Source organism: Sulfitobacter sp. S223, from assembly GCF_025143825.1.
GTDB lineage: Bacteria > Pseudomonadota > Alphaproteobacteria > Rhodobacterales > Rhodobacteraceae > Sulfitobacter.
Genome location: NZ_CP083560.1, coordinates 3618840 through 3644020, shown reverse-complemented (window position 1 = coordinate 3644020; position 25181 = coordinate 3618840). Strand labels below are relative to the sequence as shown.

29 protein-coding genes are annotated in these 25181 nt (G+C 56.8%); 11 read left to right on the top strand and 18 right to left on the bottom strand.

The window, feature by feature from the left end; genetic code table 11:
- Positions 1-81: 81 nt before the first annotated feature.
- Entirely contained in the window at positions 82-441 is a 360-nt protein-coding gene (locus K3757_RS17385) for a DUF2794 domain-containing protein (RefSeq protein ID WP_409202591.1), read from the top strand.
- A 61-nt stretch (positions 442-502) separates the two neighbouring features.
- Here K3757_RS17385 and K3757_RS17380 read toward each other — a convergent pair whose 3' ends face one another.
- From K3757_RS17380 to K3757_RS17370, 3 genes are all read right to left on the bottom strand, one after another.
- Positions 503-1294, bottom strand: coding sequence for a C40 family peptidase (locus tag K3757_RS17380; RefSeq protein ID WP_259997608.1), 792 nt, complete (start codon positions 1292-1294; stop codon positions 503-505).
- Positions 1291-2673, bottom strand: coding sequence for a M17 family metallopeptidase (locus tag K3757_RS17375; protein ID WP_259997592.1), 1383 nt, complete (start codon positions 2671-2673; stop codon positions 1291-1293). The genes K3757_RS17380 and K3757_RS17375 overlap by 4 nt, the downstream gene beginning before the upstream one ends.
- 77 nt (positions 2674-2750) lie before the next feature.
- On the bottom strand, positions 2751-3131 hold the full coding sequence (locus K3757_RS17370; protein ID WP_259997590.1) for a hypothetical protein: 381 nt from the start codon (positions 3129-3131) through the stop codon (positions 2751-2753).
- 147 nt (positions 3132-3278) lie between these two features.
- Between K3757_RS17370 and K3757_RS17365 the strand changes: the two genes are divergently transcribed.
- From K3757_RS17365 to K3757_RS17350, 4 genes are read left to right on the top strand one after another with little or no spacing between them, the layout of a single operon-like run.
- On the top strand, positions 3279-3929 hold the full coding sequence (locus tag K3757_RS17365) for a carbonic anhydrase (protein ID WP_259997588.1): 651 nt from the start codon (positions 3279-3281) through the stop codon (positions 3927-3929).
- Between the two features lie 27 nt (positions 3930-3956).
- A complete protein-coding gene (locus K3757_RS17360; protein WP_259997586.1) occupies positions 3957-4937 on the top strand; it encodes a sodium-dependent bicarbonate transport family permease in 981 nt (326 codons plus the stop codon).
- 3 nt (positions 4938-4940) lie between these two features.
- Positions 4941-5252 carry a P-II family nitrogen regulator gene (locus K3757_RS17355; protein ID WP_259997584.1) on the top strand — a complete coding sequence of 104 codons (312 nt, stop codon included), beginning with the start codon at positions 4941-4943 and terminating at the stop codon, positions 5250-5252.
- 34 nt (positions 5253-5286) lie between these two features.
- On the top strand, positions 5287-5985 hold the full coding sequence (locus tag K3757_RS17350) for a hypothetical protein (RefSeq protein WP_259997582.1): 699 nt from the start codon (positions 5287-5289) through the stop codon (positions 5983-5985).
- A gap of 24 nt (positions 5986-6009) precedes the next feature.
- Here K3757_RS17350 and K3757_RS17345 read toward each other — a convergent pair whose 3' ends face one another.
- The 7 genes from K3757_RS17345 to K3757_RS17315 all read right to left on the bottom strand — a co-directional run bounded on the left by K3757_RS17345 (position 6010) and on the right by K3757_RS17315 (position 12219).
- Complete coding sequence (locus tag K3757_RS17345; RefSeq protein WP_259997580.1) at positions 6010-7629, bottom strand: DUF4139 domain-containing protein; 1620 nt, start codon at positions 7627-7629, stop codon at positions 6010-6012.
- 104 nt (positions 7630-7733) lie between these two features.
- A complete protein-coding gene (locus K3757_RS17340) occupies positions 7734-8756 on the bottom strand; it encodes an aspartate-semialdehyde dehydrogenase (RefSeq protein WP_259997578.1) in 1023 nt (340 codons plus the stop codon).
- 79 nt (positions 8757-8835) lie between these two features.
- Positions 8836-10020, bottom strand: coding sequence for an MFS transporter (locus tag K3757_RS17335; protein WP_259997576.1), 1185 nt, complete (start codon positions 10018-10020; stop codon positions 8836-8838).
- Entirely contained in the window at positions 10017-10793 is a 777-nt protein-coding gene (locus K3757_RS17330; protein WP_259997573.1) for an HpcH/HpaI aldolase/citrate lyase family protein, read from the bottom strand. The genes K3757_RS17335 and K3757_RS17330 overlap by 4 nt, the downstream gene beginning before the upstream one ends.
- Positions 10747-11226: a hypothetical protein gene (locus K3757_RS17325; protein WP_259997571.1), complete on the bottom strand. Its 480-nt coding sequence runs from the start codon at positions 11224-11226 to the stop codon at positions 10747-10749. Before K3757_RS17325 ends, K3757_RS17330 begins: the two co-directional genes overlap by 47 nt.
- 26 nt (positions 11227-11252) lie before the next feature.
- Positions 11253-11897, bottom strand: coding sequence for a transcriptional regulator (locus tag K3757_RS17320; RefSeq protein ID WP_409202590.1), 645 nt, complete (start codon positions 11895-11897; stop codon positions 11253-11255).
- 31 nt (positions 11898-11928) lie between these two features.
- Entirely contained in the window at positions 11929-12219 is a 291-nt protein-coding gene (locus K3757_RS17315) for a hypothetical protein (RefSeq protein WP_259997558.1), read from the bottom strand.
- A 171-nt stretch (positions 12220-12390) separates the two neighbouring features.
- Here K3757_RS17315 and K3757_RS17310 point away from each other — a divergent pair, with 171 nt between their 5' ends.
- The 3 genes from K3757_RS17310 to K3757_RS17300 all read left to right on the top strand — a co-directional run bounded on the left by K3757_RS17310 (position 12391) and on the right by K3757_RS17300 (position 14871).
- Positions 12391-12903 carry a hypothetical protein gene (locus K3757_RS17310; RefSeq protein ID WP_259997556.1) on the top strand — a complete coding sequence of 171 codons (513 nt, stop codon included), beginning with the start codon at positions 12391-12393 and terminating at the stop codon, positions 12901-12903.
- Positions 12904-13049: 146 nt separating this feature from the next.
- Positions 13050-13664 carry a ribonuclease HII gene (locus K3757_RS17305; RefSeq protein WP_259997554.1) on the top strand — a complete coding sequence of 205 codons (615 nt, stop codon included), beginning with the start codon at positions 13050-13052 and terminating at the stop codon, positions 13662-13664.
- A gap of 106 nt (positions 13665-13770) precedes the next feature.
- Entirely contained in the window at positions 13771-14871 is a 1101-nt protein-coding gene (locus tag K3757_RS17300; RefSeq protein WP_259997552.1) for a site-specific DNA-methyltransferase, read from the top strand.
- A gap of 412 nt (positions 14872-15283) precedes the next feature.
- Here K3757_RS17300 and K3757_RS17295 read toward each other — a convergent pair whose 3' ends face one another.
- The 3 genes from K3757_RS17295 to mutY are packed head-to-tail and all read right to left on the bottom strand — an operon-like array spanning position 15284 to position 18027.
- Complete coding sequence (locus K3757_RS17295) at positions 15284-15706, bottom strand: response regulator (RefSeq protein WP_259997550.1); 423 nt, start codon at positions 15704-15706, stop codon at positions 15284-15286.
- Between the two features lie 60 nt (positions 15707-15766).
- Positions 15767-16918, bottom strand: a complete 1152-nt coding sequence (locus K3757_RS17290) for an alkane 1-monooxygenase (protein ID WP_259997548.1) — start codon at positions 16916-16918, stop codon at positions 15767-15769.
- A 29-nt stretch (positions 16919-16947) separates the two neighbouring features.
- The gene (mutY, locus tag K3757_RS17285) at positions 16948-18027 is read right to left on the bottom strand and encodes an A/G-specific adenine glycosylase (RefSeq protein WP_259997546.1); all 1080 of its coding nucleotides are present in this window, start codon (positions 18025-18027) and stop codon (positions 16948-16950) included.
- A gap of 143 nt (positions 18028-18170) precedes the next feature.
- Here mutY and K3757_RS17280 point away from each other — a divergent pair, with 143 nt between their 5' ends.
- The 3 genes from K3757_RS17280 to K3757_RS17270 are packed head-to-tail and all read left to right on the top strand — an operon-like array spanning position 18171 to position 20524.
- Positions 18171-18680 carry a DUF721 domain-containing protein gene (locus tag K3757_RS17280; RefSeq protein ID WP_259997544.1) on the top strand — a complete coding sequence of 170 codons (510 nt, stop codon included), beginning with the start codon at positions 18171-18173 and terminating at the stop codon, positions 18678-18680.
- Positions 18681-18728: 48 nt separating this feature from the next.
- Positions 18729-19412 carry a DsbA family protein gene (locus tag K3757_RS17275; protein ID WP_259997542.1) on the top strand — a complete coding sequence of 228 codons (684 nt, stop codon included), beginning with the start codon at positions 18729-18731 and terminating at the stop codon, positions 19410-19412.
- Entirely contained in the window at positions 19412-20524 is a 1113-nt protein-coding gene (locus tag K3757_RS17270; RefSeq protein ID WP_259997540.1) for a CaiB/BaiF CoA-transferase family protein, read from the top strand. The genes K3757_RS17275 and K3757_RS17270 overlap by 1 nt, the downstream gene beginning before the upstream one ends.
- Position 20525: 1 nt before the next feature.
- Here the strand turns inward: K3757_RS17270 and lpxK are convergent, their stop codons facing one another.
- The 5 genes from lpxK to K3757_RS17245 all read right to left on the bottom strand — a co-directional run bounded on the left by lpxK (position 20526) and on the right by K3757_RS17245 (position 25180).
- Positions 20526-21518: a tetraacyldisaccharide 4'-kinase gene (gene lpxK / locus K3757_RS17265; RefSeq protein ID WP_259997538.1), complete on the bottom strand. Its 993-nt coding sequence runs from the start codon at positions 21516-21518 to the stop codon at positions 20526-20528.
- A complete protein-coding gene (locus tag K3757_RS17260; protein ID WP_259997536.1) occupies positions 21518-22750 on the bottom strand; it encodes a 3-deoxy-D-manno-octulosonic acid transferase in 1233 nt (410 codons plus the stop codon). Before K3757_RS17260 ends, lpxK begins: the two co-directional genes overlap by 1 nt.
- 7 nt (positions 22751-22757) lie before the next feature.
- Positions 22758-23000, bottom strand: a complete 243-nt coding sequence (locus K3757_RS17255) for a DUF4170 domain-containing protein (protein WP_259997534.1) — start codon at positions 22998-23000, stop codon at positions 22758-22760.
- A 70-nt stretch (positions 23001-23070) separates the two neighbouring features.
- On the bottom strand, positions 23071-23847 hold the full coding sequence (locus K3757_RS17250) for a 3'(2'),5'-bisphosphate nucleotidase CysQ (protein ID WP_259997532.1): 777 nt from the start codon (positions 23845-23847) through the stop codon (positions 23071-23073).
- Positions 23834-25180, bottom strand: a complete 1347-nt coding sequence (locus tag K3757_RS17245; RefSeq protein ID WP_259997529.1) for a TldD/PmbA family protein — start codon at positions 25178-25180, stop codon at positions 23834-23836. The genes K3757_RS17250 and K3757_RS17245 overlap by 14 nt, the downstream gene beginning before the upstream one ends.
- Between the last annotated feature and the right edge of the window lies 1 nt (position 25181).

The window sequence follows — 25181 nt, the reverse complement described above, 5'->3', positions numbered from 1 at the left end:
CATAACCGTATTTGTAACGCAATCAAGCAATTTGATTGCAAGGGGCTTGATTTGCACGGCGCTGAGGGCAAATCTGTGGGTATGAATATACCCACGATCCCGACAAACACTATGCAAGGCGCCAAAGCGGAGCGGCCAGTTGAACAGGTGGCATTCCACCGGACAGAGCTATCGGTAATCCTATCGCTCTATGGCCGTATGGTCGCAGCGGGCGAATGGCGCGACTACGGCATATCCTGCCTGCGCGAAGTGGCTGTCTTCTCGGTTTTTCGCCGCACCGCCGAGATGCCGCTTTACCGAATAGAAAAGCGTCCCAAGTTGAGAGCCAAACAAGGCATGTACGCTGTTGTTGGCACCAACGGGCAAGTGCTTAAGCGCGGGCACGATCTGAAATCCGTGCTTGGTGTATTGGAACGCAAGCTGATCCGCGTGGTAGAATAGAAAGCTAGGTTGCCGCCAATCTCTCAAAAGCTTGGCGACAACCGAAGGCAACTTGCGAAAATTAATCAGCGGTTGGCAGTCTGCGGTGGGCAGTCATTTCGCCGTCAGTTGCAGCAATCCGTGCAATTGCGTCTTTGATTGGTTCAAAAACAGTGGCCATTGCGTGTCCGTTCGCGTGTATCAGGGTGTCTTCATCCCAAACCAGCGCAACATGACCTTTCCAGAAAAGCAGGTCATTGCGCTGAGGTGCCGTGCCGGGCTCCAACAACTCACCAAGTTCCGCTTCTTGCATGTCGCTGTCGCCACCACAGGGGATATTGCAGGCTGCACAGGCCGCCTGAATCAGGCCAGAGCAGTCAATACCCAAGCGGCTGTTACCGCCCCAGAGGTACGGCGTATCAAGGTATAGTGCCGCAACGTCGGCAGGATCGCTTGCAAATAGATCAACAGTGGTGATGTGCTGTTTTGGGACAAACCCGTGGCTGGTGCGGATGAAACCGTCAGCATCGTCTAGCATGGCAAGTCTGCTTCCGTGGCTCAACGCGCAGCGATCAATCGCCTTGATATTGGCGTTCTGATATCCGTGGCTGGCCGCTGCGATAACCTTGTGGGTGATCTGCTGTGGCTTCGTGAGCGAGGAAACACCAACATACCCGCAATAACCGTCCGCTGCCGATTGTACATACGCCCAGCCGTCTTCACGCCACAAGATGGTGACATTTGCGCCGATCAGCAGCTGGCGATCACGAGCACCGTTAGGTTTACGCAGCAAGTTCACGACACTACGGCCGATCTGAGCAGGTTCGTTCAGGCCGGATCGATCGGGATCGGGGGTTGTACGGGGATGGGTCATTTGGTCAGTATCCTGTCTAAAGCATCCAGCAATGCGCGCGTGGCTTGGCCAACGCCGCCTTTGGCACGTGCGGGTGCCGCGCTGGGTTGCCAGCCGTATATGTCGAAGTGCGCGTAGTTGCTATCCGTAACAAAGCGACGCAGGAACAGCGCCGCAGTGATGCAGCCGGCAAAGCCACCTGACGGCGCATTGTCCAGATCTGCAACGGCTGGCTCAATCATTGCCTCATACGGGGTATGAAAGGGCAGACGCCATACCGGATCGGCCACGGCTTGGGCTGAACTCTCCAAGGCGGCGACAAACGTGGCGTCATCACTGAAATAGGGCGCAAGATCGGGGCCAACGGCCACCCGTGCGGCACCGGTCAGGGTCGCCATCGAAATGATCTGATCGGGCTTTTCCTCATCCGCCAATGCAAGCGCATCCGCCAGAACCAGCCGCCCTTCGGCGTCGGTGTTGTTAATTTCGACTGTCAGGCCCTTGCGCGACGTCAGGATATCCTGCGGTCGGAATGAATTCGAGGAAACTGAATTCTCCACCGCAGGGATCAGTACGCGTAGCTGCACATTTGCGCCCGTGCCCATGATCATATGGGCCAGCCCCAGAACTGCTGCCGCGCCCCCCATATCCTTTTTCATCAGGCCCATGGATGACCCCGGTTTGAGGTTCAGGCCACCTGTGTCAAAACAGACCCCCTTACCAACCAGCGTGAGGGTCGGGCCGCCATTTCCCCAACGGATGTCAATCAGGCGGGGTGCGCGGTCCGCAGCGCGGCCGACCGCATGGATCATCGGTAGATTGGCGGCTAGCAAATCCTCTCCGACGGTCACGTTGATCTGCGCATTGTGCTGCTTCGCAAGATCACGGGCGGCTTGCTCCAGATCTGGTGGCCCCATATCGGAGGCAGGCGTGTTGATCAGCGTACGTGTCAGGGCCTCGCCATTGGCGATGATCTGGATGCGATCTGCGTCGATACCCGCGGGTGCGATCAGTTTTGCGACCATCGGTTTAGCGGTCTTGTACCGGTCAAAACGGTAGCTTTCCAATAGCCAGCCCAAGGACTCGGTCTCGGCCTGCCCGGCCGATAGACCACCTGCAATTCGGTAGGTGCCTGAGGGCAGTTTGGCTGCTGCTGAGGCAAGTGCGAAACGCCCACGCGCGCGGCTTTGGGGTGTTCCGTAGCCTGCCAGCGCCATCATGGGCAATCCATCCGCCCCTGCGATGACAAGCGCCTCACCGATGCTGCCGGTAAACCCGTTCGCCCCGACCCAAGCTGCGACAGCCGGTGGTTGGTCTGCCAACCAGCCCTCTACGGTGTCCTGAGATAGAACATGCAAATCAATCGCGTCAGGGTCGACATCGGCAAAACGTAAGGACATGGAGCAGCTAACCTTTTGGTGGGGAGAGACAGAGGGGGTAGCCTAGCCCATCCTGCTGCCGCTGCAAGCGCAGTCGCTCAGATGCTGAGATCATCCATGGCCCAAACCGCAGAAAGCGACCGTTCCCCGATACGTAGCATCCGTGAAAGGGTGGCGGCGATTGCCATTTCATCCTCTCTATCTATGCAGGACGTCACATCGCCCGCGACCTGCGCAAGAAGACCCATGCCGATCTGATCCGAAATGGCGATCAGCGATCGGGCATGTTTGCGGAGCTGGCCCAGATTTCTGGCGCGCCACAGCGTGTCGCACTGTGACATTCGCACAGCCAGTTCTTCCATAGCACGAGAGATGACTGAATCAGCACTTGCTGTGCCTAACTGTGCATACAGTATGCCCAGTCTGGACTGATCTAGCTGTATTTGTTCGGATACTCTTATGTTGACAACGTTACTCATGAAACACCCCATTTTTTGCCCCCACGGCTGAGGTGGGTTATCCGTGAGAAGGGTTTTCAAATGGTTGTCGGCAAGAGGTGTTTTCGCTCGAATTCAGGATGAATTCAGTCTATTTGAGCGAAACGGCTTTTTGGAGTAAGACAGATCATGGACAAGGCAAAACCGCTTCCGGCGTATCTGGTGCAGCGTTATCACGGCTGGAAAGCAACAACATATGCGGAAAACAGCGCATGGTATCGCAAGCTGGCAACAGATGGTCAGCATCCGCGGGCTATGGTCATCTCTTGTTGTGACAGTCGCGTTCACGTCACGTCGATCTTTGGCGCGGATCAAGGCGAATTTTTTATCCACCGTAATATCGCCAATCTTGTTCCAGCCTATCAGCCTGATGGCGCGCAACACGGCACTTCTGCGGCGATTGAATATGCGGTGCAGGTATTGAAGGTCGCACATCTGATTGTGTTGGGCCATTCCAACTGCGGCGGTGTGCAGGGGTGCCTGAACATGTGCAGCGGCAACGCGCCGGAACTGGATGCCAAAGACAGCTTTGTCGGGCGCTGGATGGATATTCTGCGACCCAAGTACGAGCTGGTCAAAGACATCACAGATTCAGCAGAGCAGGTGCGTCAGCTTGAAAAGCACTCGGTTATGATGTCGCTCGAAAACCTGATGACCTTCCCTTGGTTGGCTGAAAAAGTGACCTCGGGTGAGCTGACGCTGCATGGAATGTGGACCGATATCGCCGAGGGCGGGTTGGAATACTACAACCCCGCAGCCACCAAATTCGAAACGGTCTGACAAAATACCAAGCAATAGGGGGAAACCATGTCCGAGTTTCTAAGCCTTGCCGGGCAAAACCTGCTTTCGCCCATCATTCTTAGTTTTGTGTTGGGTGTTTTTGCCGCCCTTGCGCGGTCTGACCTGAACATCCCCGAGGCAGTGGCCAAGGGCATGTCGATTTATCTGCTTTTTGCCATCGGCTTTAAGGGCGGCGCAAGCGTTGCCTCCTACGGTTTTGACCTGAGGCTTGGGCTATCGTTGCTGGCTGGTGTCGTGCTTTCGGCTTTGTTGCCACTTGTTGCTTTTGGATTGCTCAGGGTGATGACAAAGATCAGCCGCTTGGACGCAGCGGCTGTCGCGGCGCATTACGGGTCAATTTCGATTGTGACCTTTGTCGCGGCGACCTCGGTTCTGGAAGGGCGCGGTATCCCGTCAGAGGGATATATGGTCGCGGTTGCTGCCGCAATGGAAGCTCCGGCCATTCTGTCTGCACTATGGCTTGTCTCGCGCGGTGGCGATCAGTCCAAGGGCATGGACAGCACTTTGATGCGTGAGATCATGTTGAACGGCTCTATCGTTCTGCTGGTCGGTGCGTTTGCAATCGGCTGGGCGACAGGCGAACAAGGCCTGAAAGAGATTTCGAGCTTCATCGTGAATCCTTTCAAGGGCGTTTTATGCCTCTTCCTCCTTGATATGGGGCTTGTCGCAGGGCGCGGCCTACGCGGTGGCAGTGGATTGCTGACGCGCGGTGTGCTTGCTTTTGGCGTTTTGATGCCGCTGGTTGGATCGGTGTTCGGGCTTGCGGCTGGTATGGCGTTGGGGCTCAGCGCGGGCGGGGTTGCGTTGATGATGGTTCTGTCTGCTTCGGCCTCTTATATTGCGGTGCCAGCTGCAATGCGCGTGGCACTGCCCGAAGCCAATCCTTCACTTTATCTCACGCTGTCGCTGGGCGTGACATTTCCCTTTAACCTGACCATCGGCATTCCGCTTTATGTGGGCATTGCCATGGCTGTGACCGGAGGTTGATTGATGCAAACACACAAAGCAAAACGGGTTGAGATTACCATCGAGAACGTGATGGAGTCGCGCCTGACTGACGCTTTACGCAAGGCTGGCGTAACCGGATATTCGGTATTGCCAGTGCTTGGTGGCTCTGGACGCTCCGGTGCTTGGACGCGTTCCGGACAGGTAAGCCGTGCGCAGGGTATGGTGCAGGTCGTCTGTATTATCCGCCCGGATCGCCTTGATGCGCTGCTGGATGCGGCGTTCGAGGTGGTAGAGCGGCACATCGGTGTGGTCAGCGTGGTCGACTGCGACGTGCTGCGGGCAGAACGCTTTTAACCATGTGTTAACCATATCCGGCACAGGTTTGGGTATGGATCTGGAATCAGTCACTCTCAAACTACCGCGCGATCTTTTGTCAGGCGCCCAACGTGTTGCTACCGCGCGGGACGTCACAATAGGGCATCTGGTGCGGCACCTTCTTAAGCGGGAGGTGGAAAGGCAGCTATCTACCAAGGGGCGTGTGGCGACCGATGAACGTCTGCTCACGGCGCTTCAAGCGCTGCTCGCCCGCGATTTGGCACAGGCGTCAGGCTGGGATGATCTGGCAGAACGGTTACGTCCGCACGGCTATGCGTTGCACCCCTCCGACGGCGACATAGCTTTGTTCAAGAAAAGCTGCGGCACCCGCGTGTGCAAGGGGTCCGAACTCGGGGTTTCCTATGCCACGCTGGTGAAGCGCTTTGGCGGTCACATGGCAGGTCAAAGCCAGGTAACGGACGGCCAAAGCGTGATGCCCGCAGGGGCATTGGATGCCACGCGTCATGCGCTGCTCAGCGGCCATGTTGAAGCTGCGCGAGGTTGGCCAGACCTGATCAATCGCCTTGCGATCAATGGGATGGAGCTGCGAAGGCAGGGCGGTGACTTGGGCATTTACAAGGCTTCAACCGGCCGGCACTTGTGCAGTGCCGCTACAGTCGGGGCACCTTATCCAACATTGGTTGCGCGCTTTGGTAGCGAGCTTCCAGGTCAGGACAGCATCACCATGTCCGCAAGCAAGATAGCGAATTGATCGAACGCTCCAACTGGCGGGCCCTCAGCGCAGGACTTTTCCATCCGGCCAGCGGATGGTTTGCGCAACGGTGACTTCCTGAGTCTCACCGGCATCCAGCGACAGGTTCCACTGGAGCAGACCGCGCCGGTCATCGACGTCCTTCACGTCAGCGTTTGGTTGTGCTTCCCATTGGATAATCAGATCATCCTGTTCGCTGTAGGGCACAGCCTCAATCAATTCTACGTTCCAATCCTTCGTTCCAAGGTTTTCCAAGGTCATCCGGACCTCTTGGGTTCGTGCGTTGCTGCGGGTGATCAGGCCACGGTCACCTTCGCTGCGGTCCAATAAAGCATAGCTGAGCCGAAGGTCCTCTAGCGGACCGAATGCTTGTGTGAACTCTGCGCCTGCCGCCACGGCGGCAAAATCACTCTGTCCGACCAGCGCGCCATCCACGAATATCTGTGCGCTGGAGGCTGCCAGCAGCGGTTCACGGCTCTCGTTCGTCGCCTCTGCCATCAGAAACGCAGTTGTGTCGCGTGCAGGTACTGCGCGGGCAAACACGCGAGCATCAAAGTCGAGCGCATCAAGTTCCACCCGCGCGCCTTCGGCGCTTTGTGCAATCGTGATTGTATCGGGCAGAGTGTAGGTCACACCGGGCCCGTCAAAATTCGGCTCCGGTGTTGCGGGTGCCATCTCCATCATTACGGGCGGGGCACCAGCTGAATCAGCGCTGAGGCTGCTCACGGAGCGTTCAAGCTTGGCTCTTTCCTGAGGGTCATCAAAGCGCAGTAGCGGCGGATACAGTTCGGACGGGATAACCTGTCCGCTGGGTGCCAGAGTGGATAGCGACAGGGTCACGCCCTCCCAGTTTTCGCCACTGTTTTGATAAATCAGCGCTGCGCGGCCCAGCGTTAAGGTGTCAACATCGCCTGTGTTAAGCATGACGTTATAGGTTGGCTCCCATGATGCGCGGGCGGGGTAGTTGATAGATGCTACTACCGTACCGGCCTCAGGTACTGCCAACGTGAGAGCGAGCAAAGATTTGGGATCGACTGGGGGGGTGAGGGCGGCCAACGCAGCCTTTGCGTCCTCAAGTTTCTTCTCAAGATCGGTGCGTTCCTCGGCGACTTTGCGCGCCTCGCGTTGTGATTTGATTTGCGCCTGAGTGGCAGCCAGCGTTTGAGTTTCTACCATCTGTCCAATGGCTGCCAGTTCTTCAGGATTGCCGGGAAGATCATTGTTGGTGGCAAGCCCCGTCAGAAAGTCCAGACGTGCTTTGGCGGCATTCGCAGCGACGCTTGCATCTTCGATGCGGTCATCAAGGTCTCGCAAGGCGCGTTTCGCGTTTTCTATCTGCTCTTTGGCCGCGGCCACAGCGGCGCTATCGTTATCCGGTTCAGGCGGCAGTGCATCGGTACGCAGGCGTGTGCTGCCCAGTTTCGCGCCGGTGATGCTGACGCGCAGGCTGCTGGCATCGACCCATTGCGGCAGATCCGGTAGTACCAGCTCATGCGCACCGGCACTGACATCGACGCTCACCTCGCGAGTGACCACGGCAAAACTGTTGTAAACGGTTACGTTTGATGGCGCCGAGGGCAGGGAGAAGGTGTCTGCCAACGCGGGCAGGGGCAAAGCGGCAAGAGTGATGGCAAAATAACGCATGGGAATGGTGTCCTTTAATACTTCCACCAGCATGCAACGCTCTTTCCCAAAGAAAAAGGGGCGCCCTCTCGGACGCCCCCAAACCATTACCGCGTGGGCGGAAATTAGCCTTTCTTAAGCACTTCACGTCCGAGGAGTTCAGCAATCTGAACTGCGTTCAGGGCAGCGCCCTTGCGCAGGTTATCAGACACGCACCACAGGTTGATCCCGTTGTCGATTGTGCTGTCCTGACGGATGCGGCTGATGAAGGTCGCATAATCGCCTACACATTCGACAGGCGTGACGTAGCCACCTGCTTCGCGCTTGTCGATGACCATGATACCGGGCGCTTCGCGCAGGATGTCACGCGCTTCATTCTCGTCAAGATGATCTTCGAACTCGATGTTGATCGATTCAGAGTGGCCGACAAACACAGGCACGCGCACGCAGGTTGCTGTGACTTTGATTTTGGTATCGAGGATTTTCTTGGTCTCGACGACCATCTTCCACTCTTCCTTCGTATCACCGGAGTCCATGAACACGTCGATCTGCGGGATCACGTTGAAGGCGATCTGTTTTTGGAACTTGTTCGGGGGCACATCTGTAACGGGGTTATAGATGCTTTTGGTCTGGTCCCAAAGCTCGTCTGCGCCTTCCTTGCCGGCACCCGACACGGATTGATAGGTGCTGACAACCACGCGCTTGATCGTGGCGCGGTCATGCAGTGGCTTGAGCGCCACAACCATCTGCGCGGTAGAGCAGTTGGGGTTGGCGATAATGTTTTTCTTGGCATAGCTGTGGATCGCTTCGGGGTTCACTTCTGGCACGATCAGCGGGATGTCCGAATCGTAGCGGTAAAGCGACGAGTTATCGATCACAACACAGCCAGCAGCTGCTGCCTTGGGGGCATATTTCTTCGTGGCGTCAGAGCCTACGGCAAACAGCGCCATGTCCCAACCGGTGAAGTCAAACGTATCAAGGTCTTTCGTCTTGAGTGTCTTATCGCCAAAGCTGACTTCCGTACCCATCGACTTGCGGCTGGCAAGTGCGACGATTTCATCCACAGGGAACTGGCGCTCGGCCAGGATGCTCAGCATTTCACGGCCCACATTTCCGGTGGCACCTGCGATAACGACGCGATAACCCATCTCGTTTACTCCAATATATATGCGTTTGATGGTGCGGGCCTGTTATACCGCTTTGTTGGCTATGAAAAGGGGCTGGGTATTATGCCTTGTCCGGTTTGGTATCTGTCGAGAAAAGATAGATGACCAGACCAATGGCCAATGCCGCTGCAAAGAAGATAAAAATCATGACGAATGGCGTCGATTCCCATTTGGCAGGTGAATAGGCAGCATAAATGCGACCGGTCACAAACTGAGCTATGCCGACACCACCGATACTACACAGATTGAGCAGCGTCACACCCCGCCCGACCAGATGCCGGGGCAGCAAGCTGCGGCCATGTGACATGATTGCCGGGTACGTGGAGCCGAAAAAGCCGATGGCGCACATCAGGGCGATGACCCAAAGGACAGATGCTTCTGCCAGAATAATAACTCCTATGGTGGCCAGCAGCACGCCAAAGCTGCCGGTGAAGATCACCCATTTGCGCGTGTTGAATATCCGGTCCAGCGGACTGTAGGCCATGGGGCCGATGACCATCGCAATACCCATAGCAAGGCTTGCTTGTCCGATCAGGCGCGGTTCAGCGCGGAAGACTTCGGTAAGGTAAGGACCGATCCATAGGCCGCGCAAGGCGCCTACTTCTGCATAGCTGACAAGCATGAGGGGAAATATGAACCACAAGGCGCGGATGCGAAGCACTTCGGCAAAGCTGCCTTTTTGCGCGCTGGCTTCCTTTTCAGGGTCGCGTACAGCGAACCAGATCCCGACAGCCGTGCCTGACGAAAGCGTACAAAGCCCCCACAGGGCTGCGCGCCATCCCATAGTCTCGGCTGCCAGCGTGGTGGGATAGGAGGCAACGATATTGCCCAATGTCCCGACCCCAACCATCAACGCGGCTAGAAAGGCAAAGCGTGCTGGCGGATGATCCAGCGCAAAGATGTAGTAAGAGGCCATGAGCACTGGCGCGCAGCCAACCCCGATCAACGACATTGCAATTGCCAGATGCACAGGTGCCGAGGCCAGTGCAAATACGGCTGCACCACCGCCACCACCCAAGAGCAAAAGCACAGCCGCAGTGCGTCGCGGTCCGACGGTGTCCAGCGCCCAGCCGATGGGCAGCTGCATTGCGGCAAATGTCAGAAACCACATGCCGGAGGCAAAAGCGAGGTCTTGCGGAGTCGCGCCGATGTCTGTGGCCAAAAACGGGCTGAGTACAGCAAGAAAGGCGCGAAAGAACTGGCTTAGGACGTAGGCAAAGGCCAGTAGTGCGATACCCGCATTCATTCTTTGGTGGCCTGCCATTTTTTCGCAAGCGCACGCGCGCCGTTGCCGAGAATTAGTACATCAGCGCCAACAGCGACAAACTGCGCGCCGGCCGCGATAGCGTCATCAGTCATGCCGTCGCGGGTGGACAGGATACCGGGGGCTTTTCCCGCTGCCTTGATCCGTTTGATGGCATCCATGATTGCTGCCTGGATATCGGGATGATCGGCATTTCCCATATGGCCCATGTCTGCTGCGAGATCGGCAGGGCCAATGAAAACACCATCCACACCGTCCACAGCTAGAATATCATCCAGTGCTGCCAGACCGCGCCGGTTCTCTACCTGCACAAGCAGGCAAATTTGAGCATCGGCCGTGGTGCCGTAATCTGCGATTGTGCTGAAATGCGAGGCGCGTCCCAGTGCATAGCCGACACCACGATCACCATACGGAGGATATGTGACATCACGCACCAGTTGACGGGCCTGATCCGCGCTTTCGACCATTGGAACCAATACAGTCTGTGCGCCCGCGTCCAGAATCTGTTTGAGCAAATATGTCTCACCCACAGGTACACGGACAACGGCATGAGAATCAGTTGCGGAAAGAACCTGTAGCTGTGCCAGCGTCGAGCGTAGATCATTCGGGGCATGTTCCCCGTCGATCAAAAGCCAGTCAAAACCTGCTTGGCCCATCATCTCGGCGGAAAAGGCATCGGCCAAGCCTAACCAGCAGCCGAATTGCATTTTACCCTCGGCGAGGGCTTTCTTGAAGGGGTTCAGCGGCGCTGGCATCGGGCGTTTCCTTTTCGGGAGTGTTGCCGCACCCTAGCGCCGGATTGTCCCTGTTGACCAGAGGCTGTGCGTCTTCGGTCATATTGTTCCAAGCGGCCCGCAACTTGCGGCGGACAGCAGGAGTGGAAGTCGTGCTGTGACCCTTGATTTGTACAGGTTGCATCGCCTGCATGATGCCCGCAGCGCCCCGCGCCCGAAGCGCGCCGTCGCGGATCAGCTTGTCAAACACCCCTTGCGCCATCTCTGGCGAAAGGCGCAGCAGGCGCGCGAGCATAGCGGGATCAGCCTTTTCCTGAGCGCGCACAATCAATTGTGCCCATTTGTAAGTAGAAGGAGAGACCGCAGGCACTGCCGCAGATTGCGCGGCAGTTACAGGCAGCATTGCAGAGCTGCCAAGCGCACCAAGCGATGCGTTGAACTGGCGTCTATTCATGAGACCCTCCTGCGGTAGTCAATTGATCAAAGGACTTTGATCACGTCCTTGTCGATGGCAAGCATATAGCCGCGCCGCGCTATGTTCTTGACCAACAGCTCACTGACCATCTGGTTGCCAAGCGTATCGCGCAGCCGTTTGATCCTTGTAGCCCCGGCGGCTTCATCGCAATCGGCAGCAGAGCGTCCCGAAATGACGCCTTCGATTTCGGAGCCTGTCAGGATGTCATCATCCATGCGCGCCTCGGCCAGCACGGCCAAAGTCTCCATTGCCGCATCTGTCAGCTTGAAGCCAAGGTTGTTGAGGTAAACTTTGTTCTCTTCCCGGCTGATGAGCAGGGATGAGACTTGTATACCTGTTCGCTCAATCTGGGCCATGCGGCGGTTGAAGGTGATCAACAGCATCAAGAACACCACAGCAGCCACCAGCATCGCCGCGGCAAAGATCAGCAGAACACCGATCAGCACGCGGTAATTGGTCAGCGTATCGGAAAAAGCGGTGCCGGATTGCGCGAGAATCTCCAGCAGCTTGATCTCGGCTGCCGAAGTCAGGTTGTCATTCTCTACAAAGATACGCTCAACCCGCGCGTTGAAAGCGTTTGCGTCGGGGAGCGCCCAGAACAATACTGCCGCCCCCAGCACCAGCAACGCCGCAACCGCCGCGATCCCCATTGCCACAAGGCGGCCACCGCTGCGGCGGATGTCAGAAGCGGAGGAAGTTTGTTCCGGCACTATCTTTCCTTTTTGCTAGTCCTTCGGGTCCAAAGACAGAAACAACATTCAGAAGCGTCCAGCCCTTTGCGCCAAGGCGCTTGGACAGTTCGTTACGTGCGTTGGCTTTGGAACACTGTCCGTTCACCACGGCCACACCATAATGCAGCCGCAGCGGATTGTCCTGTTTGGCCTTGTAGTCGGCATAGCAATCGGCGGCCATGGCGGGCGCTCCGAGGCCCACCAGTACTGCAATGCACGCGGAGAGAAGTTTGTTTTTCATGCTTTGGACGATGCTATTTTCCCGCCTGATATACAATATCCAGCAGCCTGCTGCGTGCCGGTTATCCAATAACAATCTGACGTTATTGCCTGTCTTTGCCACATGCCCCCAACTTGATTGGACATCGCAGCACGGACAGCGTGCCGCATTCATACCGAAAGGAATAATCTCATGCGCTTCATGTTTCCCTCCCGTCTGATCGGCACAGTCACTGCAGCGGCGATGGCCCTTACCACCATTGCAGCCGTTCCAGCCCATGCAGACGATCAACGTAATGCTCGTATCGCGGCAACCATACTGGGGCTTGCCGTGATCGGGGCCATTGTGAACGACCACAAGAAGGACAAACGGGAAGAGCGCAAAGTCTACCGCGCGCCTGTCCAGCAGAAGAAAGTGTATAAAGAGCGGCGCAGAGAAGTGGTGAGGCACCGTGGCGCTGTGCAGCCCAGACCGCTGCCGCGCCGCGTAGACCGCAAGCTGCTGCCCCAAAACTGTCTTCGGAGCTTTGAGACCCGTCAAGGCCGTGCGCATATGTTCGGACGCCATTGTCTTGAACGGCACTACCGTTCCGTACATCGGTTGCCCCGGAACTGTGCAATGACCATCCGCACCTATCAGGGCAAACGGTCAGGCTATGATGCGCGGTGCCTGCGTCGCAGCGGCTACAGGCTCGCCCACGGGTAATAGTGAATTCGGCGCGCGGAGTATCACCACTTTCGCGCCGAAACCCATGCGAAACGTCCCTCGCATGGGATGGGAAAGGGAGAGATGTTCGGGCATCTCTCCCTTTTCTCTTGCGCCGAACAGCCGCATCCGGTTTCTCGGATGCCATGGAACCTGATTATTCATTTGAGACCGCTGCCCAAGCGCGCGGATATACCCGGATTGCCGGTGTGGACGAGGTAGGCCGTGGTCCATTGGCAGGACCTGTAACAGCCGCCGCTGTGGTGCTGGACCCTGCACGTATCCCTCCCGGCCTGAACGACAGCAAAAAGTTGACCCATAAAAAGCGCGAGCTGCTCTATGCGCAAATAATGGAAGTCGCCGATGTTTCGATCGCGCACGCGACGGTCGAGGAAATTGACGAACACAACATCCTGCGCGCCAGCCACATCGCGATGGTTCGCGCGTTGGATGGTCTCAAGACTCCGGCCGACTATTGCCTGATTGACGGAAACATGATTCCGCGCGGATTATCCCTTCCGGCAGAAACAATCATCAAAGGCGATGGTCGGTCTGTTTCCATTTCGGCTGCCTCAATTATGGCTAAAATATGTCGAGATTATGTCATGTTGTCCTTGGCGCAACAGCACCCCGGATACGGCTGGGAGACGAACATGGGATATGGATCAAAAAGCCACATATCTGCACTTCAAAATTTGGGCGTGACCCCACACCATAGACGTTCGTTCAAACCGGTGCACAATATCTTGTGGCAAGAATAATTCTTAATACTTTGATTCAATAAACAAATTGACCAAGAATCACTCTGCCGTCATCTTGGTCAGCAACCAATGAGTGCAAAAATGCACCGGGCAACGAGGCAGAGCAATGACAGTAAAAACGAAGGAAGCGCAGGCGCTTCCCCTGAACACGATCCTTGATGGCGATTGTATCGAGGTGATGAATTCACTCCCCGAGGCGAGCGTTGATCTGATCTTCGCAGACCCTCCTTATAATCTTCAATTGCGCGGTGATTTGCACCGCCCGGACAACTCCAAAGTTGACGCCGTCGACAATGACTGGGACCAATTTGACAGCTTTGCAGTTTATGACAAATTCACCCGCGAATGGCTGAAAGCGGCACGCCGCCTGCTTAAGCCAAACGGCGCGATCTGGGTGATTGGTAGCTATCACAACATCTTCCGCGTTGGCGCTGCTTTGCAGGATCAGGGGTTCTGGATTCTCAATGATGTGGTTTGGCGTAAGTCCAACCCGATGCCGAACTTCCGCGGCAAACGCTTCACCAACGCTCACGAGACAATGATATGGGCGGGCAAAAGCGAAGCCAGCAAGTATACCTTTAACTATGAGGCGCTGAAGGCGCTGAACGAAGGTATCCAGATGCGCAGCGATTGGGTCCTACCCATTTGTAACGGGCATGAGCGTCTGAAAGATGAGCATGGCGATAAAGCGCATCCGACACAAAAACCCGAAAGCCTGCTGCACCGTGTTCTGGTCGGCTCTACCAATCCAGGTGACGTGATCCTTGATCCATTCTTTGGTACGGGCACAACCGGTGCCGTGGCCAAGATGCTGGGCCGTGATTTCATTGGCATTGAGCGGGAAGAGGCCTACCGCGAGGTGGCGAAAAAACGGATCGCTTCTGTTCGCAAATTCGACAACGAAGCGCTTCAGACTTCTACATCCAAGCGCGCTGAGCCTCGGGTTCCGTTCGGCCAGCTGGTTGAACGCGGCATGCTGCGTCCCGGTGAGAACCTGTATTCGCTGAACAACCGTCACAAAGCCAAAGTGCGCGCCGATGGCACGCTGATCGGCGATGACATTAAAGGATCCATCCATCAGGTAGGAGCTGCCCTTGAAGGCGCGCCAAGCTGTAACGGCTGGACATACTGGTGCTATAAAAAAGAAGGAAAGCGCGTTCCGATCGACGTGCTGCGCCAGCAGATCAGGGCAGAAATGCAAGCCTGATCAACCCCACTCATTCGAACACCGCCAGTGTCACTGCGCCTTCCAAATGAAGGATCGCATCGATGACACTCACCTTGGCCCCGCCTTTATGGCGGGGCTCTTTTTTATGTCGCGAACTCAATACCCAAGATCAACGCAAGGCAACACATGAAGCCGATGAGGCCCCCTTTGCTTATTCTGTGCAGCAACCTGTCAAACGGGGCAGCAAGTGTAGGATCGAAATCGATAGGCTTTCTTAGAGCTCCACGCAGGCCGTTCACGCGAAGGCTTAGCCAGAAGCTTGCAATCACGGATACGGTCAACATTGGAAAGGAGAGCAACTGAGCTATGCTTAGCAGTGAAATCATAGATACCATCCACTAAAACTATAGGGGCTCTGACTTTGCTACAATACGCCTGTGCCTGACCTGCCTCAAATCAGCCGAGGATGCTTGCGGACACCATTGCGCAAGGCCTGCTCTACGTAGCGGACACCGAATTCTGATTTGTTAACAACGTAAAGAACGCCCGCCGTTGCCGCCTTTTCCCACATAAATGGCGTAGGCCAGTCGGAAACCATGATGACAGGAATATAGGCATGTTTCGGGTCTGCTGACAGCTCCAGCGCGAAATTCGCGCCGATGCCGTCTGGCAGATTGTTATCAAGCAGAATGAGAGATATCGCGCTTGCTTCCAAAACCTTTCGGGCTGAAGTTAGGGTAGAGGCAACCTTGACGCTCAGCTTGCCCTGTGACCTCCCGATAACGCGCGTCATCATCTCTTGATCGAACTGACTGTCTTCAATGATCAGGCACGTTCCGTTGCCAGAGCGATCACTGGCACTGTGCTGTTGCATGAGAATCCCCTATTCGCATTTGCGCGCCCTTGGGTATTCCAGAAAAATGTAAACAGCTTCTTAGCGGGGCAAGGGAGTCTCGGCGCGGTTGTAAGGCCGCCAGTCGTTGATTTCAGGATAGTACATTTGCCGCCAGCGCCGTACGCGCGGGTTCATGACACCTCGCCACAGAGGGGGCACCATCGCCAGCATTGTCATCACGGGATATCCGTGCGGCAGTTGTGGCGCTTTGTCCGGCCCATAGTTTTGTAGTACGGCAAAGCGGCGATCGGGTTTGTAGTGGTGATCAGAGTGGCGTTGCAAATTTATGAGCAGCCAATTTGACGCTTTATGCGCTGCGTTCCAGCTGTGGTGTGGTTGGACGTGCTCGTACTTGCTGTCCCCCAGATGCTTTCGGGTCAGGCCGTAGTGTTCGATATAGTTAACCAGCTCCAGCTGCCAGATTGCGACGCCTGCCTGCACCAGGAATAACCCGACGCCGGACCAGCCGCCAAGCAGCACCGCAAGCAGCAGAAAGCCGGCTTGTAACGCCCAGTAGCGCCAGAAAGGATTTTCCGGGTCGGTCCAAGGTAGATCTTTACGCGCCAGCATGGACCTTTCAGCCCGGAAGGCGCTGACCAAAGATTGCCGCAGTACACGTGGGTAAAACCGGTGGAACCCTTCGTTGTACCGTGCCGTGACCGGATCGCGCGGCGTTGCAACATAGCGGTGGTGCACCAGCATGTGTTCGGAACGGAAATGTGAATAGAGCGTCATAGCCAGCAGCACATCAGCCAACCAGCGCTCCATCTTGCTTTTCTGGTGCATTAGTTCGTGTGAATAGTTGATACCCACTGTTCCGCTAAGAACGCCGACACCAAAGAACACTCCGACGCGTTCTGCCGAATTCAGATGCTCAGCCTGAGGGACGTACCAAAGTAGGCTTGCCAGCAATAATAACTGCACAGGCGCCCAGATCAGTGTGATCATCTTGTACCAGTACATGTCAGCTTCGCCCGCAGACAGATCGGCGTTTTGGGTGTTCAGGCCAAGTGCTGCATCGAGAGCCGAAAAAAGATACCACGTTGCGACCGGTACCAGCAAAAGTGTCCAGCCTCCGTAGAGCGCAGAAATCCAGGCTAACGGCACAAGTCCGAGAGAGAGCCAGAAAGGCAGCGCCCGGCTCAGCTTGGCAAGCTCGTGCGGGGGGATGGGATTCACCGTTTCGGTCATGGTCTGCTCTTATCCGTTGTTTGCACAAATCATAGCAAGCTACCGCGGATTTTCCTATCAGGCTTTGTGTCCTGATGAAGCAGGTCAAACGCTTTGCGCATGACTGTAGGCAGATCAGACGGGGCAAAAGTGGTCTGCTCCATGAACACACCCCGTTGCGGTTCAACATCATGCCCGATGTCGGCAGTCATGATGCGCAGGACCAGATGGAAATGGGTAAACGTATGGCGCACGCTTACTTCGTGCTCTTCCCAATCGCCTGCTACAGGCGGGGCGCTGTCTGGGTGCGGCAACGTCATATCAACCCAATCCGATCCTGGCCAACCCAACATTCCACCCAGCAATCCTTTTTCGGGCCGCGTCTCCAGCAGCCACGCCCCATCCGCGCGACGGCCAAGATAAACCGTGCCATGACGTGTTGGTTTCGCCTTTTTGGGCGCCTTTTTTGGCAACTCCGCCATCGTTTCGGCCTGCCGTGCGGCGCAGTGTTGGTTCCAAGGGCAGATGCCGCAGGCCGGAGATGTTGGCGTGCAGATGGTCGCGCCCAGATCCATCACGGCCTGCGCATAATCGCCGGGGCGTTTCGCAGGAGTAAGCGACTGAGCATATTCCATAAAAACCGGTTTCGCCTTCGGAAGCGGTGTGTGGTTGTCATGGATGCGGGCCATCACACGCTCTACGTTGCCGTCAAGAACCGCGTGCGGCAAATCAAACGCAATCGAGGATACTGCGGCTGCCGTATACGGCCCGATTCCCGGCAGCTTAAGCAGCGCAGCATGGTCCGCAGGAAAAGCGCCATCATGTACATCAACAACGGCACGGGCGCATTTGAGCAGATTTCGTGCGCGTGCGTAGTATCCAAGGCCTGCCCACTCCGCCATCACATCTGCATCGGGTGCGGCAGCCAGATCTTGTACCGTAGGCCAGCGCGCAATAAAGCGCCGAAAGTAGTCTTTAACGGTGGCAACGGTAGTCTGTTGCAGCATGATTTCGCTCATCCAGATGGCGTAAGGGTCGGGCCGCACGCCATCTTTGCGTGCTTGCGGACCAACGCGCCAAGGCATCTCCCGTGCATTTGCGTCGTACCAATCCAGCAAGATTACAGACATGTTATCTTTGTCACGCACTGTTTATGAACCAATCCTGAATTGCTACGTGGCAGGGCCGCTGCCATGCGCTATGATACCTCATCGAACATATAGCGTGGCACCCTTGGGTCTGCCACTGTAACCAAAAGAAAGCAGACCACGCCATGCCGCCCCGCCGTACGACAACCACCAAGGGATTCGCCCGCACAGCCAACCTGCTGAGCGGCAAAATCCGCAAGGCGTCGGAAAGCCGGGGCTTTGCCCAGTCGCGTCTGTTGACTAACTGGGCCGAGGTGGTCGGAGACGACGCAGCCGCGATTTCCCGCCCTGTTGAGGTGTCCTACGGGCGCGGTGGCATGGGCGCGACACTGACCCTGCTTACAACGGGCGCCAATGCGCCAGTGCTGGAAATGCAAAAGGAACAGCTTCGAACGCGGGTCAACGCGGTCTATGGCTATAACGCAATTGCGCGGATACGGGTGACCCAAACCGCAGCAACGGGATTTTCCGAAGGACGCGTGGCGTTTGAGCATGCCCCGAAGAAGGATGCACCGGCGCCGGATCCTGCTTTGAGGGAAAAAGCCACACAAACAGCAGCGCAGATTGGTGATAACAGTTTGCGCGATGCCCTTGCCCGTCTGGGCGAAAACATATTGAACAAGAATAACCGCTAAGCATGCCGCGCGCATGTCCAAGGCAAAACTGATTGAAGGAATGACAATATGAACCGTAGAAACATCCTGCTTGGCACTGCAGCAGTCATTGGCCTTGGTGGCTGGTACATGACAAGCAACCGCAGCAGCACAACTGTTGCCTTCCCTGACGCGCCTCTGCCCGGTGCTGCAAATGCGCAAACGACAAGCGGCGATGTAGATACCTCAGGTATCGTCGACATGGTGTCCGGCAATCCTGACGCGACGGTCGAGATCATCGAATATGCCTCCTTCACGTGCCCGCACTGCGCGACATTCCATACTGACGCCTACAAGCAGTTGAAGTCCGAATACATCGACACTGGCAAAATCCGCTTTGTCTACCGCGAGGTCTACTTCGACCGCTTCGGTCTTTGGGCTTCATTGGTGGCACGTTGTGGCGGCCAGGAGAAATTCTTTGGTATCGCTGATTTGATCTATGCAGGTCAGGCGCAATGGACCCGCGCGGGTGAACCTGCGGCAATCGTGGAAGAACTGCGCAAGATCGGCCGCTTGGCGGGGCTGGACAGCGACACGCTCGAAGCATGCCTGCAAGATGGTGAGCAAGCACAGGCGCTGGTTGCATGGTACCAGCAGAACGCTGAATCTGACGGCATCGAAAGCACGCCGAGCTTCATCATCAATGGCAAGAAATACTCCAACATGAAGTATGCCGATATGAAGAAACTGATCGACGACGCGTTGGAAAGCTAATGGCGGCACCGCTTGAAGGGCTCAAAGTTATTGAGCTGGCCCGTGTTCTTGCCGGCCCTTGGGCCGGTCAAACGCTTGCAGATCTTGGCGCTGAAGTGATCAAGGTGGAAAGCCCCGATGGCGATGACACGCGCCAATGGGGCCCCCCCTTCATTGAACGCGGGGAGGACCGATCGGCCTCCTACTTCCATTCGGCCAATCGCGGCAAAGCATCTGTGATCGTCGATCTGCGCACACCCGACGGTCAGGCAAAGATGTTGGACCTGCTGGAAGACGCCGACATCTTGATCGAGAACTTCAAAACTGGCGGGCTTGCCAAATACGGCATGGATTATGATAGCCTGAACGAACGGTTTCCGGCGCTGATCTATTGTTCGATCACAGGCTTCGGCCAGACGGGTCCTTATGCGCACCGCGCGGGCTATGATTTCATCATTCAGGGCATGTCGGGCCTTATGTCCATCACCGGAGAGCCGGATCGCCAGCCGCAAAAACATGGCATGGCCATTACCGATATTTTTACGGGTATTTATTCGACGACTGCAATTCTTGCTGCCGTCTATCAGCGGAACAGTACCGGAGTAGGTCAGCATATCGACATGGCACTGCTGGATTGTGCAGTGGCGATTACCGGCAATCAGGGCATGAACTATTTGACCACAGGCAAAGCTCCGACTCGTCTGGGCAACGCGCATCCGAACCTCACCCCGTACGAAGTGTTTGAATCGTCTGACGGTCATTTGATTATCGCAACGGGCAATGACGGGCAGTACCAACGCCTGTGTGGGCTGTTGGGGCTGGATGATATGGCAACCGATCCGGATTATCTGAAGAATGCTGATCGTGTGGCGAACCGTCCGGCGATGAATGCGCGTCTGGAAGGTGCAACACGCTTACGCACCCGCGATGATCTGCTGGCCGCCTGCGAAGCCAACAACGTGCCCGCTGGTCCGATCAACACGATGGAAGATATGTTCAACGATCCTCAGGTCAAAGCACGCGGTATGCAGATCGAGATAGACGGCGTGCCGGGTATCAAATCGCCGTTCAAGTTTTCTGGTGCGGAGCTGCCATTGAATCGCCCTTCGCCCAAACTTGGCGAGGACGACTGAGCTAGGCTGCGCTGTCGGCGATCTTTTTCAGCGCGTCCCACAGGGCGTTTTCCTGCGGCATCTTGAGGCGAACCGGTAGGGTTATCACCTTGCTGCGAAACGCAGACGGTAGGCGCACAGCGTCCTTTTCAGTGGTCACCAGTTGCGCCCCTTTTGCAAAGGCGTCTGCCTCCAGCCGCATTAACAAAGCATTTGTCAGGGGTTGATGATCCTCTAGCGGTTCGGCGTGGATCAGGGTCGCGCCAAGCCCGCGCAATGTATTGAAAAACTTTTCAGGATGACCAATACCCGCAAATGCCAATAGTGGGGTATCAGTCCAATCCATACCTGTTTGAAGCGGCTCAAGAGCTGCGCGCACATGGGCCAGACCGCCGGGCAGGTCTGTTTTGTCGAACTCATGTTGTGCCGCTTCGTCTCCCACCGAGAGAACAAGATCAGCGCGTGCCAGCCCTGTGGCAACAGGTTCGCGTAAAGGCCCCGCAGGCAGGCACAATCCGTTTCCAAACCCCTTATGTGCGTCCACCACTACAATGCTGAGATCATAGGCTAGCGCGGGGTTCTGGAACCCGTCATCCAGCACAATTACCTTTGCGCCGGCGTTTTGAGCGGCGGCTGCGCCTGCTGCGCGGTCATGTGCCACCCAGACTTCGGCAAAAGCAGCCAGTAGCAACGGCTCATCCCCGACCTGCGCAGCCGTGTGGTGGGACGGATCAACGCGGACGGGCCCTTCCAAAGTGCCGCCATAGCCACGCGATACGATATGTGGTTCAAGGTACAGGTCCCGTAGGCGCTCTACTACAGCGATGACGGTGGGGGTTTTGCCTGTGCCACCTGCGTTGATATTACCCACGCAGATCACCGGAACATTCATTTTTAAGCGTGCGCCCTGCGCCAGCCTGCGTGCCGTGGCGCGTGCATATATTGCACCAAGCGGTTGCAGCAGGCGTGCGCGAAGTCCGGGGCGGGGCTTATGCCAGAAATCCGGTGCGCGCATCAGTGTATTACCTGTTCGGCATCTAGCGTTTCCTGAATCAGATCAGTGATCCTATCCATCAAGGCGGCACCTTCGCTCACCACATCCCAACCCGCATGTGCCATTATTGCGGCCTGATCCGGCGCGATTAATCGCGTCACAGCCATTCCCAGCGCCGCGCTGTCATTGATGATCCGTGCGGCCCCCGCAGTCGCGAGCCTTGAATAGCTTTGCAAATGTCGTCCCACACGTGGCCCGTACAGGATCGCAGAACCCAAAGCGGCCGCCTCAAGCGGATCAACACCATCCTGACCCGCGACCAATGATCCGCCCAGAAACGACAGAGGCGCCACACGATAAAACAAGCCGACATCGCGCGGGTCCTCCGATATCAACACCTGGGTTGTCTCATCGGGATAGTTGCCGTCATCCCAGCTGAGTACGCGAAAATCCTGCTGGCGCGTCTGCTCGAAAGCGTCTTGCGGAGTCAGGTTTCCGGAGGGGCGCAGTATCAGCAACAAGCGGTGCGACAGGCGCAACGCTTGCCGGTGGGCGGCCAGAACAGTCTGTAGTTCTTCTTGTTGGACGCCATTGGCAAACCAGATCGCTCTGCCGACGCAGGCTGAGGAAAGATCGTCGAGGTCCGTCTCGTTACAAGGGAGCGCTTGGCCGCCCGCTTGCAACGATGTGGTGATTTCTATGTCATCTTTGTCCAGACCCAGTTGCATCAAGCGCCGGGCGGCAGCAGGCGTACGCGCCATGACAGTGCTAAAAAGGGGCAACAGGTTGCGCGCGACATCGGGCAGCCACCGCTCCCGCCTTCCGTCGAAGCCAATGGTATCAGCGTTGATCAGAAAAAGGGGGCAGCGCCGCTCGGCTGTGGCCAATATCAGATTGGGGCGCAAGCCACCCCACGTCCAGACACAGCAGTCCGGGGCCCAATGTTCAAGAAAGGCGGCAACACTTGCGGGATGCTCGTCACATATTTCCGTTAGATATACCCCTTTGGGCCGCGGACCGCTTTCGGGTCCGCTTTCGCGCGGGATCGTTGAAAGGGAGATCAGCACGCTAAGTCCCGGCCGACTGGCTATCTGGCGCTGTGCCAAATCCTGAACAGCGATAAATGCAGCGTTTTCGGCGCAGTGAATCCACAGCAGCTCGCCATTTGGGCGTTCGATCTGAAAGGTCGGCAGCCGGGCCTCGCCGCGCCGCGCAAGAGCGCGGTAGGCAGACAGACCTAGCGAACCGGCCATGACCGGCTTAGCCCAGTTCTTCGGTTGAGGAAGCCGCAGCTTCTTCGTCGCGCAAGCGGTGCAGATGCGCGATGAAATAACGCATATGTGCGTTGTCTACAGTGCGCTGGGCTTCGTTCTTCCATGCGTCATAGGCGGCGGCATAGTTCGGGAATATGCCAACGATATGCAGGTCATCGACGTTCTTGAAAACATTTTCGCTGGGGTTCACCAGCTCTCCGCCGAATACAAGGTGAAGGCGTTGGGTCATGGCAAGATTCCTCATAGGGTGTTTAGATGTGTTTGCACGGTACAGCGGTATGCCGTCAAGCGGGCAGGCGTCAGACCAATGCCTCTAACAAGGCTGCATGAATCAGGGAACCGCCTGCAACGACACCGTCAAGGCGTGGATCAGCGCCATTGAAACGCAAGGGCGCGCCGCGTTGGTCTGTGATAGTACCGCCTGCTTCAGACACAATCAGGGCACCGGCCGCAATGTCCCATTCCCAGCTAGGGCGAAGCGTCAGCATTGCATCAAAGCGCGCCTGCGCAACAAGTCCGAGGCGGTAGGCAAGTGAGGGGCGGTAAGCGGGTTTGAACGAGGGACAGGCGCCGCTGAGCCACGCAGTACCGTGCAACGCAGGCTTGGCGGCAAGAATAGTCGCTTCTTCGAATGCTCCGATGCCAGAGGCGCGTATCGGTTGTCCGTTTAGTTGCGCCCCCGCACCGCGCGCTGCTGAGTAAAGAAGTCCGCGTAAGGGCAGATAAATAACGGCCGCTGTAATCTGCCCATGTTCTGCCACAGCTATCGCATGCGCCCATGTATCAGCACCTTCGGTAAAGCTGCGTGTGCCGTCGATGGGATCAACGATAAACACACGGTCATGGCCAAGGCGCTTTGTCCCGTCTTCGGTTTCTTCCGATAACCAGCCGTAGTCCGGGCGCGCCAGCAGCAGAACGTTTTCCAACAGACCGTTCACTGCCAGATCAGCCTCAGTCACGGGGCCGGCACCGCCGGGCTTATCCCAGCGCTGAGCCGATTTCCCGGCAAAGCTTGTCGCGACGCGGCCAGCGATGCGTGCGGCGTCGATCAGAAGGGGTAGGTCAGATGCCGGCAATGGTCATCCCCGGGACAAGCAGCGAAGGAACAACACGGCTAAGGTGCGCACGCGCGTCATTCGCTGGAACCAATGCCAGCAGCATATCGCGCAGATTACCGGCGATCGTGCATTCATTGACCGCGTAGGTGATCTCTCCGTTTTCGATCCAAAGCCCCGCTGCCCCGCGCGAATAATCGCCAGTGTTGGGGTTTATGGTCGAGCCGATCATAGACGTTACCAGCAAACCTGTACCCATATCGCGTATCAAATCCGCGCGGGTTGCTGTCCCTTGCGTCAGGGCCATGTTCCAACTGCTTGGCGACGGGCCAGAACCAGTGCCACATGCGGCATTGCCGGTTGAAGGCAATCCAAGCTGACGGCCAGTGGCCAAATCAAGTGTCCAACCCTGCAAAATGCCATTATCCACCACTGCACGCTTTGCTGTTGGTAAGAATTCGGCATCAAACGGACGGCTGCCGCCCGTACGCGGACGATGAGGGTCTTCTATAAGAGAGATACCTTCCGGCAGTACTGCGGTCCCCATTGCATCGCGCAAAAAGGATGCGCCGCGTGTGATGGCGCTGCCATTGATCGCGCTCAGAAGATGCCCGATCAGAGAACTTGCAATGCGTTCGTCGAACAGAACTGGATACGCGCCGGTTGGCGGCTTGCGTGCGTCAAGCCGAAGCAAAGCCCGCTCTGCCGCGCTGCGCCCGATCTCTGCTGCACCGCGCAGGTCGCTTTGAAAAATGCGGCTATCACCGTCGTAATCACGTTCCATCCCCGTGCCTGTGCCTGCAATTGCAACACAGCTCAGACCTCTGTCTGTGCGCTGGTAACCACCCGAAAACCCGTTCGATCCGGCAAGGTGGATGTCGCGTGCACCGTAGGCGGCGCTGGCCGATTGCACTTGGGTGATCCCTTTCACGTCAAGCGCAGCTGCCTCGGCCTGTGACGCAGCCTCTTGCAACGCGGCGGGTTCGGGTTCTGGTGTCGGGTCATACAGCTCAAGCGCACTAACATCCCATCCAGTCACAAGCTGCTCTGGCGTAGCAAGGCCGGCATAGGGGTTTTCAGGCGCTTCGCGTGCCATGGCGACAGCGCGTTCAGCCATCTCGGAAAGGGTTTTTGATGTTGTGTCAGAAGAGGAAACGATGGCACTGCGTTGGCCAATAAACACGCGCAGGCCAATATCTGTGCCTTCCTCGCGCTGCGCTTCTTCAAGCGCGCCTGCACGCACGTCCACCGATACCGAGGTGCCGCGCACGGCCATTGCATCAGCGCTATCCGCGCCTGCGGATTTTGCCGCATCCAGCATCTGCGCAGTCAGCGCATCAAGGGCTTGGGTCATC

Bases quoted from the DNA above. Each gene is read 5' to 3' on its own strand.
- K3757_RS17385 (WP_409202591.1), top strand. From the start codon at position 82: ATGAATATACCCACGATCCCGACAAACACTATGCAAGGCGCCAAAGCG.
- K3757_RS17380 (WP_259997608.1), bottom strand. From the start codon at position 1,294: ATGACCCATCCCCGTACAACCCCCGATCCCGATCGATCCGGCCTGAAC.
- K3757_RS17375 (WP_259997592.1), bottom strand. From the start codon at position 2,673: ATGTCCTTACGTTTTGCCGATGTCGACCCTGACGCGATTGATTTGCAT.
- K3757_RS17370 (WP_259997590.1), bottom strand. From the start codon at position 3,131: ATGAGTAACGTTGTCAACATAAGAGTATCCGAACAAATACAGCTAGAT.
- K3757_RS17365 (WP_259997588.1), top strand. From the start codon at position 3,279: ATGGACAAGGCAAAACCGCTTCCGGCGTATCTGGTGCAGCGTTATCAC.
- K3757_RS17360 (WP_259997586.1), top strand. From the start codon at position 3,957: ATGTCCGAGTTTCTAAGCCTTGCCGGGCAAAACCTGCTTTCGCCCATC.
- K3757_RS17355 (WP_259997584.1), top strand. From the start codon at position 4,941: ATGCAAACACACAAAGCAAAACGGGTTGAGATTACCATCGAGAACGTG.
- K3757_RS17350 (WP_259997582.1), top strand. From the start codon at position 5,287: ATGGATCTGGAATCAGTCACTCTCAAACTACCGCGCGATCTTTTGTCA.
- K3757_RS17345 (WP_259997580.1), bottom strand. From the start codon at position 7,629: ATGCGTTATTTTGCCATCACTCTTGCCGCTTTGCCCCTGCCCGCGTTG.
- K3757_RS17340 (WP_259997578.1), bottom strand. From the start codon at position 8,756: ATGGGTTATCGCGTCGTTATCGCAGGTGCCACCGGAAATGTGGGCCGT.
- K3757_RS17335 (WP_259997576.1), bottom strand. From the start codon at position 10,020: ATGAATGCGGGTATCGCACTACTGGCCTTTGCCTACGTCCTAAGCCAG.
- K3757_RS17330 (WP_259997573.1), bottom strand. From the start codon at position 10,793: ATGCCAGCGCCGCTGAACCCCTTCAAGAAAGCCCTCGCCGAGGGTAAA.
- K3757_RS17325 (WP_259997571.1), bottom strand. From the start codon at position 11,226: ATGAATAGACGCCAGTTCAACGCATCGCTTGGTGCGCTTGGCAGCTCT.
- K3757_RS17320 (WP_409202590.1), bottom strand. From the start codon at position 11,897: ATGGGGATCGCGGCGGTTGCGGCGTTGCTGGTGCTGGGGGCGGCAGTA.
- K3757_RS17315 (WP_259997558.1), bottom strand. From the start codon at position 12,219: ATGAAAAACAAACTTCTCTCCGCGTGCATTGCAGTACTGGTGGGCCTC.
- K3757_RS17310 (WP_259997556.1), top strand. From the start codon at position 12,391: ATGCGCTTCATGTTTCCCTCCCGTCTGATCGGCACAGTCACTGCAGCG.
- K3757_RS17305 (WP_259997554.1), top strand. From the start codon at position 13,050: ATGGAACCTGATTATTCATTTGAGACCGCTGCCCAAGCGCGCGGATAT.
- K3757_RS17300 (WP_259997552.1), top strand. From the start codon at position 13,771: ATGACAGTAAAAACGAAGGAAGCGCAGGCGCTTCCCCTGAACACGATC.
- K3757_RS17295 (WP_259997550.1), bottom strand. From the start codon at position 15,706: ATGCAACAGCACAGTGCCAGTGATCGCTCTGGCAACGGAACGTGCCTG.
- K3757_RS17290 (WP_259997548.1), bottom strand. From the start codon at position 16,918: ATGACCGAAACGGTGAATCCCATCCCCCCGCACGAGCTTGCCAAGCTG.
- mutY (WP_259997546.1), bottom strand. From the start codon at position 18,027: ATGTCTGTAATCTTGCTGGATTGGTACGACGCAAATGCACGGGAGATG.
- K3757_RS17280 (WP_259997544.1), top strand. From the start codon at position 18,171: ATGCCGCCCCGCCGTACGACAACCACCAAGGGATTCGCCCGCACAGCC.
- K3757_RS17275 (WP_259997542.1), top strand. From the start codon at position 18,729: ATGAACCGTAGAAACATCCTGCTTGGCACTGCAGCAGTCATTGGCCTT.
- K3757_RS17270 (WP_259997540.1), top strand. From the start codon at position 19,412: ATGGCGGCACCGCTTGAAGGGCTCAAAGTTATTGAGCTGGCCCGTGTT.
- lpxK (WP_259997538.1), bottom strand. From the start codon at position 21,518: ATGCGCGCACCGGATTTCTGGCATAAGCCCCGCCCCGGACTTCGCGCA.
- K3757_RS17260 (WP_259997536.1), bottom strand. From the start codon at position 22,750: ATGGCCGGTTCGCTAGGTCTGTCTGCCTACCGCGCTCTTGCGCGGCGC.
- K3757_RS17255 (WP_259997534.1), bottom strand. From the start codon at position 23,000: ATGACCCAACGCCTTCACCTTGTATTCGGCGGAGAGCTGGTGAACCCC.
- K3757_RS17245 (WP_259997529.1), bottom strand. From the start codon at position 25,180: ATGACCCAAGCCCTTGATGCGCTGACTGCGCAGATGCTGGATGCGGCA.